Source organism: Streptomyces sp. NPDC031210 (assembly GCF_055570395.1).
On sequence record NZ_JBVIHH010000003.1, the window covers coordinates 403,243 to 420,465 of the forward strand.

18 protein-coding genes are annotated in these 17,223 nt (G+C 69.0%); 6 read left to right on the top strand and 12 right to left on the bottom strand.

Annotated elements, in window-relative coordinates; translation table 11 throughout:
• Positions 1-9: 9 nt before the first annotated feature.
• The 12 genes from ACZ45Z_RS08940 to ACZ45Z_RS08995 form a co-directional block, all read right to left on the bottom strand.
• Positions 10-969, bottom strand: coding sequence for a DMT family transporter (locus tag ACZ45Z_RS08940; RefSeq protein ID WP_468358383.1), 960 nt, complete (start codon positions 967-969; stop codon positions 10-12).
• On the bottom strand, positions 966-3,317 hold the full coding sequence (locus ACZ45Z_RS08945; protein WP_468358386.1) for a WD40 repeat domain-containing protein: 2,352 nt from the start codon (positions 3,315-3,317) through the stop codon (positions 966-968). The genes ACZ45Z_RS08940 and ACZ45Z_RS08945 overlap by 4 nt, the downstream gene beginning before the upstream one ends.
• A complete protein-coding gene (locus ACZ45Z_RS08950) occupies positions 3,314-4,666 on the bottom strand; it encodes a lysine N(6)-hydroxylase/L-ornithine N(5)-oxygenase family protein (RefSeq protein WP_468358389.1) in 1,353 nt (450 codons plus the stop codon). The genes ACZ45Z_RS08945 and ACZ45Z_RS08950 overlap by 4 nt, the downstream gene beginning before the upstream one ends.
• Entirely contained in the window at positions 4,659-6,230 is a 1,572-nt protein-coding gene (locus ACZ45Z_RS08955) for a class I tRNA ligase family protein (RefSeq protein WP_468358392.1), read from the bottom strand. Before ACZ45Z_RS08955 ends, ACZ45Z_RS08950 begins: the two co-directional genes overlap by 8 nt.
• Before the next feature lie 34 nt (positions 6,231-6,264).
• Positions 6,265-7,020 (bottom strand): 2OG-Fe dioxygenase family protein, encoded by a 756-nt coding sequence (locus ACZ45Z_RS08960; RefSeq protein ID WP_468358395.1) that lies wholly within the window; start codon positions 7,018-7,020, stop codon positions 6,265-6,267.
• 414 nt (positions 7,021-7,434) lie between these two features.
• On the bottom strand, positions 7,435-8,133 hold the full coding sequence (locus tag ACZ45Z_RS08965; protein ID WP_468358398.1) for a type 1 glutamine amidotransferase domain-containing protein: 699 nt from the start codon (positions 8,131-8,133) through the stop codon (positions 7,435-7,437).
• 84 nt (positions 8,134-8,217) lie between these two features.
• The gene (locus ACZ45Z_RS08970; RefSeq protein WP_468358401.1) at positions 8,218-9,294 is read right to left on the bottom strand and encodes a cupin domain-containing protein; all 1,077 of its coding nucleotides are present in this window, start codon (positions 9,292-9,294) and stop codon (positions 8,218-8,220) included.
• Positions 9,291-10,769, bottom strand: coding sequence for a pyridoxal phosphate-dependent decarboxylase family protein (locus tag ACZ45Z_RS08975; protein WP_468358403.1), 1,479 nt, complete (start codon positions 10,767-10,769; stop codon positions 9,291-9,293). The genes ACZ45Z_RS08970 and ACZ45Z_RS08975 overlap by 4 nt, the downstream gene beginning before the upstream one ends.
• A 37-nt stretch (positions 10,770-10,806) precedes the next feature.
• Positions 10,807-11,130 carry a hypothetical protein gene (locus ACZ45Z_RS08980; RefSeq protein ID WP_468358406.1) on the bottom strand — a complete coding sequence of 108 codons (324 nt, stop codon included), beginning with the start codon at positions 11,128-11,130 and terminating at the stop codon, positions 10,807-10,809.
• Positions 11,131-11,166: 36 nt separating this feature from the next.
• Entirely contained in the window at positions 11,167-11,676 is a 510-nt protein-coding gene (locus ACZ45Z_RS08985) for a hypothetical protein (protein ID WP_468358409.1), read from the bottom strand.
• Between the two features lie 49 nt (positions 11,677-11,725).
• On the bottom strand, positions 11,726-12,019 hold the full coding sequence (locus tag ACZ45Z_RS08990; protein ID WP_468358412.1) for a hypothetical protein: 294 nt from the start codon (positions 12,017-12,019) through the stop codon (positions 11,726-11,728).
• A 69-nt stretch (positions 12,020-12,088) separates the two neighbouring features.
• The gene (locus tag ACZ45Z_RS08995; RefSeq protein ID WP_468358414.1) at positions 12,089-13,066 is read right to left on the bottom strand and encodes a DMT family transporter; all 978 of its coding nucleotides are present in this window, start codon (positions 13,064-13,066) and stop codon (positions 12,089-12,091) included.
• A gap of 65 nt (positions 13,067-13,131) precedes the next feature.
• On the opposite strand from ACZ45Z_RS08995, the gene ACZ45Z_RS09000 reads away from it, so the two are divergent.
• The 6 genes from ACZ45Z_RS09000 to ACZ45Z_RS09025 all read left to right on the top strand — a co-directional run bounded on the left by ACZ45Z_RS09000 (position 13,132) and on the right by ACZ45Z_RS09025 (position 17,129).
• Positions 13,132-14,223: a LysR family transcriptional regulator gene (locus ACZ45Z_RS09000; RefSeq protein ID WP_468358417.1), complete on the top strand. Its 1,092-nt coding sequence runs from the start codon at positions 13,132-13,134 to the stop codon at positions 14,221-14,223.
• A gap of 87 nt (positions 14,224-14,310) precedes the next feature.
• The gene (locus ACZ45Z_RS09005) at positions 14,311-14,490 is read left to right on the top strand and encodes a hypothetical protein (RefSeq protein WP_468358420.1); all 180 of its coding nucleotides are present in this window, start codon (positions 14,311-14,313) and stop codon (positions 14,488-14,490) included.
• Entirely contained in the window at positions 14,456-15,181 is a 726-nt protein-coding gene (locus tag ACZ45Z_RS09010; RefSeq protein ID WP_468358423.1) for a hypothetical protein, read from the top strand. Before ACZ45Z_RS09005 ends, ACZ45Z_RS09010 begins: the two co-directional genes overlap by 35 nt.
• Before the next feature lie 196 nt (positions 15,182-15,377).
• Positions 15,378-15,521: a hypothetical protein gene (locus tag ACZ45Z_RS09015; protein WP_468358426.1), complete on the top strand. Its 144-nt coding sequence runs from the start codon at positions 15,378-15,380 to the stop codon at positions 15,519-15,521.
• Positions 15,522-15,562: 41 nt separating this feature from the next.
• Positions 15,563-16,348 carry a GIDE domain-containing protein gene (locus ACZ45Z_RS09020; protein WP_468358429.1) on the top strand — a complete coding sequence of 262 codons (786 nt, stop codon included), beginning with the start codon at positions 15,563-15,565 and terminating at the stop codon, positions 16,346-16,348.
• Between the two features lie 445 nt (positions 16,349-16,793).
• A complete protein-coding gene (locus ACZ45Z_RS09025) occupies positions 16,794-17,129 on the top strand; it encodes a histone-like nucleoid-structuring protein Lsr2 (RefSeq protein WP_468358432.1) in 336 nt (111 codons plus the stop codon).
• The last annotated feature ends 94 nt before the right edge of the window (positions 17,130-17,223 follow it).

The window sequence follows — 17,223 nt, forward strand, 5'->3', positions numbered from 1 at the left end:
CGTCACTCGTCAGCGAGTCGCCCTGGCGCGGCGGCTGTTGACCAGGGCGGCTCCCGCGAGCGAGATGACGCCACCGATGAGGCCGATGAGGCTGGGGAGTTCCCGGAGGAAGACGAACGACAGGACGATGGTGATGAGAGGCAGGGCGTACAGCCCGGATGTCGCGGCGGAGACATCGAGCCTGGCCAGGGCGTAGTTCCACAGGAGATAGGCCACGGCGGCGGGGAAGATGCCCAGGTAGACCATCATCAGCACGCTGCTGGGCGCGGCGGAGGCCAGTTGGTGGGTGAGGTCTGCGGCGAACGGGAGCATCATCAGGGTGCCGGGGAGGGTGACGTACACGTTGAGTTCCATGGCCCCGTAGCGCTTCAGCAGGGGCTTGGACAGGACGAAGTACAGGCTCTCGGCGAGGGCGGCGGCGAGGACGTAGAGGGTGCCGACGTTGATCTGGAGGCCCGCCTGATCGGCGAAGAGCATGACGACGGTGCCGGCGACGCCCACGCCGACTCCGATCCAGCCGACCACCGCCACCCGCTCCCGAAGGATCGCGGCGGCCAGCATGATGCTGAACACCGGGACCTGGCCCACCAGGAAGCTGGCCGTGCCCGGGCTGACGGTCTGTTCGCCGAAGTTCACGCCCAGGTTGTAGACCACGATCAGCAGCAGGGCGCACAGCAGCAGCAGCGGTACGTCCCGTGCCGCGGGCAGCCGCAGCCGTTCGCGGCGTACCCGGGTGGTCACGCCCCACACGACCAGCAGCCCCAACGAGGCGATGAGGAAGCGGAGAAGGGCCATGGGGCCGGGTGTGAAGTCGTGCAGGGCGGAGCGGATGCCGACGAACGCGGACGCCCACAGGGTCAGCGCTCCGGCGAGGGCGAACCAGACCGTGGGGGCCTTGCTTTTGGCGTCTGTGGGGGCCTGCGGGTTCTCCGGGTTGTCTGGGGCCTGCGGGGTCTGCTCTAGGGTCATGAGCGAGTCCTGTCTACGAGTATTCCGCCGAGGAGGGCGCGTGTGTGCCTCCGGCGCGTGGCGCGGTCTTTCCCTCCGTGCCGGTACCGGTCGAAGCTGAGCAGATGGTCGGGGAGGCCCGCCGGCAGCCGGGCGCCGTCCACGGTGACCGGAAGCCAGCGGATCCGGCGGCCCACCTTCCTGGTCCCCTCGGTGAGCCGCGGGTAGGCGTCGGCGAGGGGAGAGTCGGACCAGTCGGACAGCGAGGGAGTGATCAGCAGCAGGGCGGTCCTGGCGCGCAGCGTGGCCTCCACCAGGGAGGCGGTGTCCTGCTCGCCGTAGGTGGCGCGCAGCCCCAGCGTCGCCAGTTCGGTGGCCACTTCCGCAGCCGTGGTCCCGTCCTGCGGTGCGTGCCAGATGTGGACGTCGGGCGGTTCGTGTGCGGCGAAGCCCTCGTTCAGCAGCAGGCGTTCCTGCCGGAGCAGTTCGTCGTCGATGTGCTCGTCGACGACGGCGACCCGGTCCTCGAAACACGTCGGTAGGTCCTGCCGGGTGAGCGCCCAGGTGTCGACGGCAGCCGGGTCCCATGCCCGCAGACCGCCGCCCTCGGGGACGGGCAGCGCCATGGTGAACGTGCGGCGTTCGGGTGCGGCCGTTCCGGGGCGGGCACGCGCGATGCGGCGCATCAGCAGGGCGACCAGCAGGTCCCGGTCCTCCTGGTGTTCGGCGGCCACCCGCACCGTCAGGCCCTCATCCGGACCGCGCGTCGCCGTGACGGCGACGGGCCGCTGGTCGTCGGTCAGGGCTATGAGCCCGTTGGGGGCGGCGGCCCACTGCCGGAGGAGTGTGGTGTTCAGGACGTCGGTCAGTACCTGCGCCGGAGTGTGGGTCACGTCCTGTGCGTAGCGCAGTTCCTCGGCCGACCCGGCGTAGCGCAGTTCGTCGGCGAGTCCGGCAGGGTGTCCGGACGGCGCGGCCCGCGGTGTCTGGGGCATGGCTTCCGGCACGCAGAGTCGTCCGGGTTGTGTGGTGTCGCCGACCCGGGCCCGGCCGGTTCGCAGCAGCAGGCAGCCGACGAGGCTCGCGGTGGTCCCGGCCGGTGGGTGGCCATGCCCGGTGCGGGCGGGCATGTCGCGCAGGAGCCGCTCGACGGTGGGCCTCAGGGGCAGGCCGTGTCCCGCGGCGGCCGAGTCGGCGATGTACCGGTCGGCCAGTTGCTGGAGCCAGGTGATGTCCAGGGCGGCCACCCGTTCCCCGAAGAGCGTCAGTTCACCGGCGTCGGCGCTTCGCACGAGGGCCGCCTCGGCCCAGCCCTCCGGCTTTCGCCGGGTGGGGGCGGCGGCGCGGAGATACCGGGTCGCTTCGGTCAGGGTCAGATGGCCGACGCCGGCGCGCCGGGCGTCGCGTAGCGCGTCACGGAGGTGGTCGGCCGCCGGTGTCTCGCGCGGGGCGGCCGCTGTGGGGGCGAGCGGCCAGATGCGGACTTCCTGCCCGTCGTCGTCGGTGCCCGCCAGAAGGGCGGCCGCCGGGGAGACTTCGAGGCAGCCGGTCCATCCCGGGTAGGCATCCTCCCGGCGCCACAGCAGTCGGCCGGTGCGGGCATCCCATACGGCGATGCTCTGGTCGTGGGAGAGCGTGGCGATGACCGCGCCGTCGCTGCTCGCCGTGACCCGTGCGACGGCCCCGCCGTGCCCGTCGATCAGCCCGCGGGGGCGCAGTGTGCGCGCGTCCCACAGCCGTACCCGGCCGCCGGCGTTGCCCGTGGCCAGGCCACCGCGCCACCAGCACACCGTCCAGACGCTTCCCGGGCCCGCCGGTACCGCGCGTGCGGTCCAGTCGGTGGTCTCCCAGACGGTCAGGTCCGAGCCGCGGCACGTACCGGCCAGTGCGGTGCCGTCGGGCGACCAGGCCAGGCTGAGGAACACTCCGTAGGGGCTGTGGAGAGGCGGGGCGGTCTGACGTCCGTACCGGTCGGTGACGAGGATGCGCCGGTCCCCGCCGGCGGCTGCCAGCCGTCTGCCGTCCGGGGCCCAGGCGACGGCGTTGACCCACCGCCGGTCGCGCTGCGGGGAGGCCCGCAGGTCGCCGGTGGCGGTGTCCCATACCCGGACGGTCCCGTCCTCCGCGCCGGAGGCCAGGAGGGTGTCGTCGGGGGTCCAGGACAGGGACCGCACCGCTCCGTCATGGCCGCGGAGGGTCAGCAGCAGGTCCGCGGTGCCGGCGTGCGGCCGCCACACCTTGATGAGGCCGTCGTTGCCTCCGGTGGCGAGGCGTTGTCCATCGTGTGACCAGGTCAGGGCGCAGAGCCCGGCGGGGTGGGCGTGCCAGCCGGCCACCGCCGGCGGGCACGCCCGGAGGGCGGCGGTCATACACCGGCCCCGGTGTGTCGCGGTTGGGGCAGTTCCCAGGCGGTGGTCGTCTTGCCTCCCCAGTCCACGGTGGTGCCGTCGACGTCCACGTCGTAGAGGTAGCGGCCGGTCAGGCTGTTGACGATGACGCCGCTGCGCCACGCCATTCCCGCGAAGTTGGGGTCGATCCAGCCGTGGGTGTGCACGGAGAGGTTGTGGGCGAAGATCCGGTGGTCCGGCGGTCCGTCCCAGCGCAGGGAGAAGTCCTCGTTGACGACGACCTTTCCGTCCTCGTCGAGGAGGAGCCGGTCGGCGAGCTGGTCGAGGACGGCAGGGGTTCCGTGGGAGAAGCCGGTCGCCAGGATCACGATGTCGGCCTCGACCGCCTCGATGCCGTTGGGGCCCTCCATCGTGAGCACCCATCCGGAGGGGGCTGGGGAGATGCCGGTGAAGTGCCGGTCCACCAGCATCCGGTAGTCCAGCCGCCGGTCCTGAAGGAAGTCGGTTTCGTACAGCCGCCGGTAGATGGACTCCAGCAGGGGTTGCAGGATGGCGTCGCTGGAGAGTTTTTGCAGGGGGAGCAGGCGCTGCCGCTCGGCTCGGGACCGGGAGTGGAAGTAGCGCGTGTAGCCGGGTACGTACAGCTCGTTGGCGAAGGGGGACTCGTCGAACGGTGCGAAGTTGCCGCGCCGCGTGACCCAGGTGACCTCGGAGGGCAGCCGGGAGTTGTCGCCGATGAGGTCGTCGAAGATCTCGGCGCCGGTCTGTCCGCCGCCGATCACCGCGACGCGTTTGCCGGTGGGGTCGATGTCGCGCAGCAGGTACTCGCTACCGTGGAAGACGGTTTTGCCCAGGTGGGGGCGGGCGCTTTCGGGTACGAAGGGGGCGCGCCCGACACCGAGGATCACGTCCTTGGCGCGGTAGGTCCCCTGGTTGGTGCCGGCGACGAAGCTCTCGCCGTCGAACGTCAGGGACCGCACGTCGGTGCCGAAGCGGAGCGTGTCGAGGTTGGCGCAGATCCACTTGAAGTAGTCGTTGAATTCGCGGCGTTTGACGTTGGGGTGGTCGGCGACGACGAAGCGGTTCAGCCTGCGGCTGCGGGAGAGGTAGTTCAGGAACGAGTACGGGCTGGTCGGGTCGACCAGGGTCACGCAGTCCTTGAGGAAGGGCGATTGGAGTGTGGCGTGCCGGAAGAGGAGGCCGGGATGCCAGTCGAAGCCTTCCTTGCGGTCGATGAACCGCGCCTTGAGTGCGTCCTTGGGCAGCAGTGCGGCGGTACTGAGGTTGAAGGGGCCGATTCCGATGCCGAGGACGTCGAGGTCGTCGGTGGGGCCGGTGCGGTCGGCTTGGCGGGTGGGGTGCTCAGACACGGTCGCTCCTCAGGTGGCAGACGGGCGCTATCTCGTCGGCGGTGAAGGTCTTCTCAGGCGCCGGGGGCGCGGGGACGGTGGTGCGGCCGGGCTGTCGGGCGAGGTCTGCCAGGCGGGGTCGGCCCGGCCTGCCGAGCGCCGTCCACAGACGTTGCGCGAGGGCCGGCATGAACGGCTCGGCGAGGAGGGCGAGACCGGTCGGCCAGGCCGCGCCGCCGGTGACCGGTTGCGCCAGCCAGTCGTCGAGGACCCGTACGGCGGCGGGCAGGGACACCGCCGCCCCGGGCCGCAGGCTCTCTCCCTGCTCGTTCACGGCGCGCACGATCTGTTCGACGTCCTGTCCCGAGAGGGCGCTGTCCGTGGCGTGTGCCTGGGCCTCGGCGGTGGCGAACTGGGCGCGCACCCGGTTGACGCTGTCGACGAACGCGGTGACGGCGAAGTTGTCGCTGCCGGACGTCAGATCCACGTGGCTGAGGTGGTAGCGCAGCTCGTCAGCGGTCGCCGAGGTGCGGGAGAGGAGTTCGTGCAGCCAGATGCCGTGTTTGCGGCTGGTCGAGCACTTCTCGCCCTCGAAGTCGAGGAAATAGTTCGTCACCATGTGGTCGAACGCCTTGAGTTCGCCGTGGGAGTGGGCGATCGCGTGGCTGGCGGCGACTCCGCCGACGGCGTTGTCGATGCCGAACAGTCCGACGGTGATCACGCCGGAGTCCTTGTGGAAGGCGTTGTGCTCGGTGCCGTTCCGCCGGCGGTAGACCTCGCCGCAGTAGAGGCTGAAGCCGAAGTACGGGTTGCTCAACACCCCTTCGGGGCCCGCGAGTTCGCTCGGGATTCCCCAGTCGCCCGGCTGCGAGAGCCGCACCGCGCCCTTGGTCTGGCGCAGATAGGTGACCGCGATGTCGGCGAAGTCGGGGGCCACGTCTGCCGCTCGGACGGCGTCGACGACGTCTTCGACGGAGGGTGGGCTGAGGTACCAACTGTCGAAGTCCTCCCACTCCAGAGGGCCTTCGTCCAGCCGCGAGTGCGGTTCGAGGATCTCGGACGGCTGGTAGTGGTAGCCGCATGCCTCGCAGGCGTTCCCCCCGCCGGGGGTCTCGCACTGGGGGCAGGTGCCCTTCAGCCATACGCCGATGACGTGGCGGCCGCTGTCACGTGACCGGGGGGTGCGGTCGGGCACCTTCCTGGCGGTGCCGGCGTCGGCGAGCCGCTTCAGCAGCTCTTCGTGTATCTGCTGGTAGGGCTGGGTGTGGTCGTCGTCCAGCGGGCTGATCCACGCGTCCAGTTCCACCCCGAGGCTGCGCAGGTCGTCCCCGATGAGCGTGTGGAAGCGCCAGCAGGTCTCCTGGGGTGTGCGGTTGGCGTCGAGCGCGTCGAGGAGGATCCAGTTCTCGTAGGCGTCGCTGCCGCTCATCACCGTCACCTGGTGGCCTTCGCGCCGCAGATGGCGCGCGAGCACGTCGGCCCGGAGGTAGGCGCCGGCCGCGTGCCCGATGTGCAGGCGGCCGTTGGGTGTCGGATGCATGGGCACGAGCAGATAGCGCTGTGGCGCCTGGTTTTCGCTGGTCATGTCACTCCTTGGTGAGGAAGGGGGCGGTTGTCGGCTAGATGCGCGGCGCGTAGGGGGTGAAATCGACGAGCAGGACGGAGCGCTCGCCCCGGCGTTCCTCGGTGCCACGGCGCACCGGGCTGACGTAGTGGCTGACCTCGGGGTCGTAGACCGCGTAGGAGTCCAGCGGCGCGTCCAGGGTGAACTCCGCCTGGATCAGCTCTTGGCTGACTTCGTCGGGGCGCAGGCCGGCGCAGCGCGGCGGTGCGATCACGTTGACGCCGCCTGTGACGTTGTAGCGGCTGATCAGGTGGGCGAAGGTGAACGGTTCGCCGTCCTGGTGCAGGACGTTCGGCGAGGGCACGGCCTCCTCGTCGGAGCCGTCCACAGCGAGCTTGAGGAGGTGCACGCCGACGTGGACGAGTCCCTGGCGGAGGGTGTCGAGCTGGGTGGCTTCCTGGGCGTCGAAGAGGATGATCTGGCGGAGCAGGGCGTTGGCCTGGGTCTCGGGCGTGAGTGCCGGGAAGCGGCGGCGCCGCCCGGGGTGTTCGGGGTTGTGGTCGCCCTGGTAGTACTCCGTGACCGGTCCGAGTACGGGGTCGTGGGTGGTGGGCAGCCAGGTGAGCGACTGCTCCCACGGCACGTAGACCGCGCGTCCGTACCTGCGGTACCGGTGGGCGTTCTCGGCGTAGGGGTCGGGGGGCAGTTCCGTGAAGGTGTCCCGGAGCTGGCCGAAGAGCGCGTCGGCGTCCCGTTCACCCACCCTCGCCAGGAAGTCCTCGCAGTCGTAGCGTTCAAATCCTTTGGTCATGAGGCGTGTCGACGTTTCGACAGATACGGTCGTCATTCTTTCCTCCGTCTTTACTGCCTGGGAATCCCGCACTTGGCCAGGGCGGGGCTCGGTAGGCTTTGGGATTCCGGGGGGGGAGTTACGGGCTGCCGCCATAAAACCGAGGAGATTCCTCAACTCGGGTTTTTTGGGAGAATATCGGCGGCGCGGGCGGATCGAAATTTCCGACCCGGCTTGAATTTTCCTTCTCGCATCTCACGGTAAATGACTGGAGATGCGCCGCGCAAGGAGCCTGTTCATTAATATTCCGGGCGTTTGATCCGCGATGCTTCACCGCAGGGCGGCGGTGCGCCCCGTACGGCCGTGCAGGGCGCCTGCCGTGGGGCAGCGGCGTTCATGGCCGCCGCTGCCCCAGGGCGTCAGGCGGCTTTCATCTCAGAGTATTTCGCACAGTGCACGGGCGAGCGGCATGGCGGAAGCGGGATTCTGGCCGGTGAGCAGGGCGCGGTCGCGGATGAGGTGTTCGCCCCATGGCGGGCCCGCCGAAAAGCGGGCGCCGCGTTTGACCAGCCGGCCCTGAGTCGTCCAGGGGATCAGGTCCACAAGTCCGAGGTCGGTCTCTTCCTCATCGGTGAAAGCCGTCATCTCGTAACCGCTGAAAGGCCAGTCGCCGGTGGCGTCCAATGAGGAGAGCAATGCCGCGGGGCCGTGGCAGACCGCGGCGATGGGTTTTCCGGCGCGATGGAAAGCGCTCAGTACGCGGCCGCAGTCGGGGTCGGCCCACAGGTCCGCCAACGGCCCGTAGCCGCCGGGGATGAACACCGCGTCGAACGTCTCCACGTCGATGGTCCGCAGCGGGACCGGAGTGGTGAAGCGCGGGCGGAGCGCCTCGACGGCCTGGTGCAGTTCGGCGCAGCGCTCTGCCGAATACCCGGTTCCCTGCGGGGTGAGCCCCGCGGGGTCGGGGCCGGCCGGCGCGCCCTCGGGAGTGGCGATGACGGTGGTGACGCCGGCGGCGGTGAAGACCGCTTCGGGTTCGACGACCTCTTCGGGCCAGAATCCCGTGGTGTAACTACTTCCGTCGGTGAGGGGTAGCTCGGTGGCGGCTGACAACAGCAGCAGGACCGATGGCATGGCCGCCTCCTTCCTGTCGTGGTGGGTGGGGTGCGGTCGCCGGCGGGCCCACCGGCCACGGGGTGCGCCACCGGCGACCGCTGTTCATCGCCCGGCCGGTTCTTCGGCGTAGAGGCCGAGCTTGTCCAGCAGGGGGAACTCGTTGTACGAGAACAGCACGGCCTCGTCGGCGCCGGGATTGGCGTGGCTGTGCCATGACCAGGAGGGCACACAGAAGGTGTCGCCGGCGCTCCACGGGTGGACCACGCCGTCGATCGTCACCGAACCGCTGCCGCGCGCGGCCACGTAGACGACCGATCCCGTGTGCCGGTGGCTGCGGGTGTGTTCACCGGGCGCCAGCAGTTGCAGTTTCGCGCCGATGGTCTGCGTCACCGGGCCGCCCGTGACGGGGTTGGTGTATTCCATGATCGTGCCGTCGAATTCCGAGCGGTGACCGGCCCGTGCCGCCGCGATCAGCGCTTCGTAGCACTTGTCCCAAGGGTAGGAGAACAGCGGGGAGGCCGCGCTGTGCCGGCGGGTGTCGGGCAGCAGCAGCCCGCCGTAGTGCGCGAGGGTGTCGGTGCGGGGCTGTGCCGCGAGATGACTGCGCTGCGGATGCAGCTCGAAGAAGTTCGCGCCGAGCGTGTTGACCAGCGGGTCGTTGGTGCAGTCCTGCCAGATGACGAGGCCGTCGTCGGCGTCGTTGCCGTGTTCGTGCCACAGCCGACTGGGGGTGATCACCACGTCCCCGGGGCCGACGGCCATGCGGTCACCGTCGACGGCCGTCCAACCGCCCGCGCCCTCGATCACGAAACGGATGGCGGAGGCCGCGTGCCGGTGGGCCGTCATCGTCTCGTGCGGTTTGAGTGTCTGGAGCCCCGAGTACAGGTGACCGACGGCCGACTCGTAGTCGGGGTGGCCGGGGTTGAGATGGGTGATCACCCGGAGCGCGGCGTCCTCGCCCTTGACGAAATCGGCGGCCTCGACAGCGAGGGGGCGGAGGTCGGCATAGCGCCACAGGGCCGGCACCGAGCGGGGGTTGGGGGTCCAGGACTGGTTCTCGTTGGCGGCGCCCCACCGCCCGACGGCGTGGTGCCGCGCCAGCCGGTCGGCGAACGTCTCGGGCTCGGCCGGGACCTGTTGCCGGACTTGGGCGGCCGCTCCGGTGAGGGACGGGGTCATAAGGGGCTCCTTTCGCTGGGACGCGGGGCGGTGCAGCGCTGGGCGGCCGAGGTGAGTTCTCCCCACAGGGCTTGGATGTCGGCTTCGGTGGTGTGGATGTTGCCGATGGAGATGCGGAGCGCGTACCCGGAGCGCACCACGGTGTGGGAGACGAAGGACCCCCCGGCGTCGTTGACGGCCCGGTGGATGCGCCGGTTGAGGTCATCGGCGTCCCGGGGGTCCAGTCGCTGGTCGTGCGGTTGGTAGCGCAGGCACACCAACGGCAGCGGGGTGTCGTTCTCCACCACCCAGTCCGGGTCGGAGCGGGCCCGCTCCCGCAGGCCCTCGGCGAGGGCCACGGTGGCGCTGAGCCGGTCGGTGAGGCCCGAAACTCCGAAGGACTTGATCAGCCACCACAGTTTGAGCGCGCGGAACTGCCGGCCCAGTTGCAGGGAGTAGTTCATGAAGTCGACGCTGCCGTCCTCATGACGGGTGCGCAGGTATTCCGGTACGACGCGGAAGGTGTTGGTGAGGGCATCGCGGTGCCGGCAGAACAGTGCGCCGGCCTCCATCGGGCACATCAGGACCTTGTGCGGGTTGGCCACCAGCGAGTCCGCCCGGGACAGATCGGGAAGGTGCGGGCGGACCTGGGGGGCCAGCCTCCAGAAGCCGCCGTAGGCCGCGTCGACATGCAGCCAGGTGCCGTGCGCGGCGCATACGTCCGCGAGGTCCTCGACCGGGTCGATCGCTCCCACGGAGGTCGTGCCGACGTTCGCGACCACGGCCATCGGCCGGTAGCCGAGCTGTTCGTCCCGTTCCAGGCATTCCCTCAGAGCGCCCGGGTCGAGCCGGCCCTCGGGGTCGGCCGGGATGCGGACCACGTTGTCCAGACCGATACCGAGGGTGATGGCCGCCTTGTCGATGGAGCTGTGGGTCTGGTCGGAGGTGTAGATCCGCAACCGGGGGACGTCCCGGCCGGCGAGCCCCTGCTGCCGGATGTCCAGGCCGGCGAGGTGTTCCCGGGCCGCGGCGAGGGCGTACAGCGTGCCCAGGGACGCGCCGTCGACCAGGACCGAGTCCTCCGCCGCGGTGTAGCCGACCATCTCGGCGAGCCAGTCCAGCACGGTCAGTTCCACGGCGGCGGCGGCCGGTGCGGCATCCCACAGCATCACGTTGACGTTCAGCGCGGCGGTGAACATCTCGGCCAGGATGGCCGGTCCGCTGGAGCTGTTGCTGAAGTAGGCGTGGAACCGCGGGTGGTTCCACAGGGTGAGGTGGGGACGCACATCGTCCCAGGTCTGGCTCAGGATCTCGGGGAACGGCTGCGGGGCGTCCGGCAGCGGTTCGTCGAGCACCGCACGGATCTCCTGTGCGGAGCGCTGGGTGGTGACGGGCTGTTGACGCAACGTCGTGAAGTGTTCGCGCAGTTGCGACAGCAGGAGTTGGCCGTTCTTCTCCAGCTCTTCGGGGCTCCAGTCCCCGACGTTCTCACTCATAGGTGTCCTTAGGTGGCACGCGAGCCGACGTGAGGGATCAGTGGTCGTGCTCGACCTCGACCTCCAGCTCGGTGGCGTAGCGGATGTGCCGCGGACGCGTGCAGAACTCGCGGTACAGCGGCTCCGCCAGGCTCTCTTCGGTGGCGAGCAGGTCCTGGTGGTCCTGCTTGCTGCGCCAGGAGTACTGCCACGTCACGAGGTGCGGGTCGGCGTCGTCCTGGAGGAAGGTGGCGTGGCCGTTCCAGCCGGCGTGCGCGTGGGCGTTGTCACCGAGCGCGTCGTCCATGCGCTGCATGACCTTGGTCGCCTGGCCGGCGGCCTCGTCGTTCAGGCACCAGGTCTCGATTACGGTGATGGCCATGACAATCTCCTCTTCGTGTGTGTCCGTGTGTGTCCGTCAGGCATTGGCGTTGAAGTAGTCCTGGAGCAGCGACTGGCCGCCCGGGACGAACTTCTCGCAGATCAGCTTGTGACTGGCGCGGTTGTGGGACTGGGCGCGCCAGAGTTGTGTGGCCGCTCGCTCGACCTCCTCCGGTACGCCCCCGGAGCGGATCGCCCGCTTCAGGCTCGTGCGTATCGAGCGCATGAGGTCCAGCATCCGCTCGTGGTCGCTGTTGAATTTGCCGGAGAATCCGGGATTGAGCCACGGCGGCTCCATCGACGGCCTGATAAGGCTTTCGTAGGCCGTCTCCGGGAAATCCGATGCGTAGCGCATGCAGGAGGTCGCGGCGCCGTACAGTCTGCTCAATGTGCCCAGCAGCGGGCGGGCGGACCGCCAGTCCCTTTCGTCGATCGCTTTCTCCAGGGCCAGGAGATAGGTGTTCATCACCGTGAGGTGCAGATGGAAGACGTGATGCCCGAGCTTCCAACGGCGCACCGCCGTCTGCTGTTCCGACGAGATAGGCATTGCTGTGGTGCTCTCCTTTCGCCAGTGGGGTCGGAGATCTGAGACCTTCTCAGCTCGCCATCTGCCACAGCGTGTGCTGCAGGATGATGGCGATACCGTCGAGAATCTGCGCCTGGTCGCCTTCTTCGAGGCTGGTGGCCGGAAGGTCGGCGCTGACCTGTTCCGCGACGGAGAGCACGGTGTTCACCCACGTGTCCGGCGGCATGTCGTCCTGATGCTCTATGCGGAAATAGGCGTCGTACTCCTCCGAATCGCTGAGGGGTTTGACCTCGCCGGGTGCCCGGCCGTCACCGGGGAGGGTGATCGGGGCGATCAGGCGATAGTCGTCTACCGCGAGTGTCACTTCACTCATCATGCTTCCCGTCTGTTGGCGGAACTTCGGCGGATATTTCTGTCAGAGCCGCTTTCGCGCTTATCGCGTGCTTTCCTCCGGAGCCGCTGGTGCTGCCCGGGCGGGCCTGCGGTTGGAGAACCACACCGCGGCGATCACGACCACGCAGCCGATGAGTTGGCCTGCGGTGGGCGTCTCCCTGAGGATGAGCAGCCCGAAGCCGATGGCCATGACCGGCTGGAGCAGCAGCAGGGCGGCGGAGGTGTTCGGCGCGAGCCTGGGTGTCCCGGTGCTGATCAGCAGCCAGGCCACCACCTGCCCGAGGAGGGCGAGGGCGATCACCCAGCCCCACGACGCCGGCGACATCGACAGGGTGATGCCGGTGGCGAACAGGCTGATCACTCCGGCGGTCACCGCGGCGGCGCCGGTGGAAATGCAGATCGGCGTCACCACGTGAGTGGGACTGCGTTCGCCCGACACCCGGTTGAGGTACAGATACGCGGCATAGGCGACACCGGCGGCCACCCCCAGGAACGCACCGCGCACCGTGTTCCCCTCTGCCGCACCATGTTCCAGTGCGCCGCTGGACAGCGCGATTCCAGCCAACATCACGGGGGCGGTGAACAGGAAACGACGAGAAATCGCCGTTCCGCCGATGATCCGGGCAAGCAGGGGGAATGCGATGACTTGCACGTTGATGAGCACCGTGGCGACCGCGGCACCAATGTCCAGGATGCTCATGGTCCACATGACGTAATCCACGCCGAGAAATACGCCCGCGACCACCGCATAACCCTGAAGTGGCCGCGCGAGGCGCCCTTTGCGCCGTACCTCATGAACAAGCAGTGGCACAAGTACGGCCAGGGCAAGGGCGCAGCGAAGGAAAGCCGCGGTCCCGGCGGTGATGTCGGCAAGCTTGACAAACATCGCCGAAGCCGACAAGCAGGCGGCACCGCTGATGACGAGCAGCGCGGGAGCCGTTATGGCGGGCCGCGGAGCCCGGTCGGGGTCATCAGTGGTCGTTACGGAGGGCGTTGAGGTCGCATCCACAACGTCCACGATCGCAGCGTGAGCCCTGTAACACTATTCAAGATTCATTAGCTAAAAGCGTTAGCCTGCCTTACATGATCACTTGGGAGAGGTTACGTGTCTTCGCCGCCGTCGCCCGGTTCGGTTCCGTGGGGGAGGCGGCCGCCGCGCTGCATATCACCGGCCCGGCGGTGTCCCAGCACCTGCGCAAACTCGAGAAGGAGGTGCAGTGCCAACTCATCGAGCGCGACGGACGCGGCATCCGGCTGACCAGCGCCGGTCACATCCTGGCGGGGCCCGCCCAGTCCATGGTGTCCACGCTCGCGGACGCCGAGCGCGACCTCGCCAATCTGCACGGCCTCGTCGCCGGTCCGCTGCGCATCGGTGGCGTCGCGAGCGCCATACGGGCGTTGGTCCCGCCCGTGCTGAGCAGCCTGATCGAACGCCACCCGCGTCTCGAACCCTCCCTGCGCGACGGTGAGGCGGTCGACATGATCCCGATGCTGCAGGCGCGGCAACTGGACGCGGTCGTCACGGAGAGCTGGGCTCATCGGCCGGCGCACATGCCGCCGGGCATCCGGACCACCCGTCTGATGCACGAGGACGCCCAGTTGGCGGTTCCCGAGGGACACCCGCTCGCCGACCGGGAGTTCGTGGAACTGAGGGAACTCCACGGCGAGTTCTGGACGAGCTGTCCGGCGGGGAGCGACGCCCACGAAGCCCTACTGCAACTGCTGCGCGCGCACGAGGTGGAGGCAGAGGTGCGCTACTGCGTATCCGACTACGCCACCCAACTCCATCTGGTGGCGGCCGGTCTCGCGGTGACGTTGGTACCGCGCATGGTCCGTAGCTCCGCTTCCTCCGGCGTGCGCTTCATCCCCTGCCGGCCGACCGTGACCCGCAGTGTGATCGTGGCGACCGCCGCCGACGCGGAGACGCCGCGCGTACGGGCCTTCATGGCGGAGATGATCCGGCTCGCCTACCGCAACGAGCCCAGCTTCCCCCCACCTGCTCAGCGGCACGCCACGTCTGCGGACGAGCGGACACCTGCCTCGGACACGACTGCGGACGCGAACACGGAAACGACTGTGGACGCGAACACGGACGCGACCGGACCGACGGACCCGCCACCGAACACCGCGCACCCGCTGCCCGATACCGATCCGGCCCCCGAAGCGGCCACTTGACGGTCCATCGCGAACGGGACCGGCCGGCCCCGCCCTCACGCAAGATCGGCCGGGAACCGCACAGGCACCGACTCCGTCGTGTATGTCGTGATCGATAGCACTGACCTCACCGTTGACCAACTTGCCGATGCCTGGCAGCACATCCACGACACCTCCCCGGCGGACGAAGCGGACCCCCTCGTCCTGGACTGCGCGCGCAGGCTCGCCGCCGACCCGGGCGGGGAGCAGGCCCGTGTGTGGGTGTCCGGACGAGATCTGGACGGGTGACACCGGGCTGCTCACCGGCGAACTCCTGACACGGGACGGTGAGACCGAGACCGAGCGGGTGCTGTGCCCGGGCAATGTCGCGGGATGGGCTCGTCTCACCGCGGATGTGATCGCCCCGTTCACCGTCCGTCGCATCCCCGTGGGAGCGCCGGAGGACCACCACAGCCGCATCAGCGACCTCTCGGCCATCGTGAACGACTACCCCTACGGCGATCCGCACGAGGAACTGATCGACGAGGCCACCCGCCTTCCCGCCCGGCCGACGCGCGGAGTGCTGGCCGGCTACCTCGTGACCATGAACGCGACCTGTTGGTACGCGGCGTCGGAGAGGATCACGGACCGCTCGGTACCGGACGCGATGATCAAGGGGATCGAAGCCGCCGTCCCTCTGCTGGGCGACGCCCCGTGCACCCACGGCTCCGGCGAGCATCCTGATACCGACGATCCGGACTACACGAACCGGGTCGGCTACTCGCTGCGCAGCCCGGGCGGCCGGGCCGAGATCGCCGAGTACTACGGGTGGTACGAGGAAGACGAGGCGGACCAGGAGGACGAGCCCCTGGACGCGTGGGTGTGCCCCGCCTTCCTGCGCGACCTCGCGGACGAGACGCTCGGTGTGCTGGCGGGCGGTCTGAAGTCTTTCGAGACGGCACCGGACGACGAACCGGGCGGTTCCGCGGAAACGGCCTGATCGGAGCGGCCAACGTGTCGGCCGCGGCGTCACCCGACGCACCGGCCGGGAAGCCGGCGCGGGCGCGCTTCTGAGCGCCGGCCTCTCGGGCGTGATCGGCCGCGCTCCCTGGCGCCCTCCTCCCCTCGCCGGACCGGCACATAGACTTCGCGCCGGGCTCCCGGGCCCTCCCCCGTCCCGAGGTAAGGAGCCGGTCATGAGTTGGTGGGAATGGATCGCCCTCGTGCTGGGCCTGCTGCTGGTCGCCTGGTTCGCCGTGGCCGGTCTCGTCAGGGCGGGCAGCCAGATCTTCAGTAGCTTCTACGAGACCTTCCGCAGGATCCGCGAAACGTTCCGCTGACCTACGTCATCGACCGACATCGACAGAGAGGTGCACGTCACGTGCTTGCATTCCTGGGGCTCTTCCTCCTGGGGCTGGGCGTGCTGAGCGTCTTCCAGGTGCTGCGCGCGAGGAAGCGCGTCCACGCCATGGTGACCACCGAAACGGTGTCGTCCCACGAACTGCGTGAACTGCACCAGGCGGCGCTCGGCGCGGTCGGCACCGGCGCGTTCCGCCAGCTCGTCGAGGCGGCGGGGACCGCCCGTCCGCACCCCAGCGGTCCGCTGACGTCCCAGCTCGGCCGGACGGAATGCGTCTGGTTCCGTACGCGGATCACGCGCAGGTACGAGACGCGGAGCGGCTCCGGGATCGACATGAAGATCACCCGCAAGAGCCAGGTGGTCTCCGATTTCATCAGTCCCTCCCCCTTCCTCGTCGAGGACGGGTCCGGGTCGACCGTTGTGGTTCCCGGGAAGGGCATCGTCGACCACGCGCCGAAAACCCTCGACCACTTCGATGTCTACCAGCCCGGTCAGAACGAATCGTTCGGATTCCTCGACCTCCCCGGTTTGACGCGCAGCCAACGGACCCTCGGCTTCCAGCAGGAAGAGTGGGTCCTGCGGGCGGGCGACCAGTTCTACGTACGCGGCGAGGCCCGTGACGACGAGCGCGGCGAACTGAGCATAGGGGCCCCCTCGGATGGCAGCCCGTTCCTCATGACCGCCAAGTCCGAGCAGGACCTCATCGCCGTCGAGCAGAACAAGAAGAAAATCTTCGGCGTCATGTCGTGGGCCGGTCTCGTGCTCGGCCCGTTGGCACTCGGCGGCCACTGGATTCTCCACGGCTGACGGTTGATCGTAGGGGTTGACGGTGGGGAGTCGACGAGTTACGACCGCCCGGCCAATCCCTGGGGGCCGACCGCAATCGGAATGCGGCATCTGTTGCCTGCGGCAATATCAGAGAAAGGCCACCAATTCACTCGGCGGAGGCCGGCGGCCAGCGGGAAGTCGGCCGGCGCCGGGCGGCGGCAGGCCGGAGGGGCGGGCCCCGGGGCGTTCGGCTCGCCTCGAAATGACTCGGATGGTTAGTGTCGGAGCGCAACGGTGTCGTATCGCCACGGTTTCTACGCTTGGCCCACAGATGGCAGGGCTCCTTTTGGGGGGACCAGCAAGGAATTGACGTCGGCTGGCGGCCAGGGGAAAGTGGTGCGGGAATTCGGCAGTCATGACCGGCAGCGGACCCAGAGATGTCGCCTCGTACCCGGTGGCACTCGGATGGCCCTACAATCCGTCCATGGCTCAGAAAATTGTCACCATCTATACCGATGACCTCACCGGCGAAGAGACCTCCGAGGCCGCCACTCACGTCCTGTCTCTCGACGGTGTGACGTATGAACTGGACTTGGGACCGGATAGCTATGACCGGCTCCTGGAGGCCGTAGCGCCGTTCACGAAGGTCGGACGCAAGACGGGGAAAACACGAAAGGCTGTTCGCCAGAGCGCCGCCAGTGGCGGGAACACCGCGGAAATCAGAAGCTGGGCGAAGGAGAACGGCTACCAGGTCAACGAGCGCGGCCGCATCCCGGCTGAGATCCGTGAGGCATACGCGAAGGCCAAACAGCCCAAATAACGCAGAGGCATGCGGGCTGGGGGGGGGGGGGGGGGGGCCCCCCCCCCCCCCCCCCCCCCCCCCCCCCCCCCCCCCCCCCCCCCCGCACCGCCGC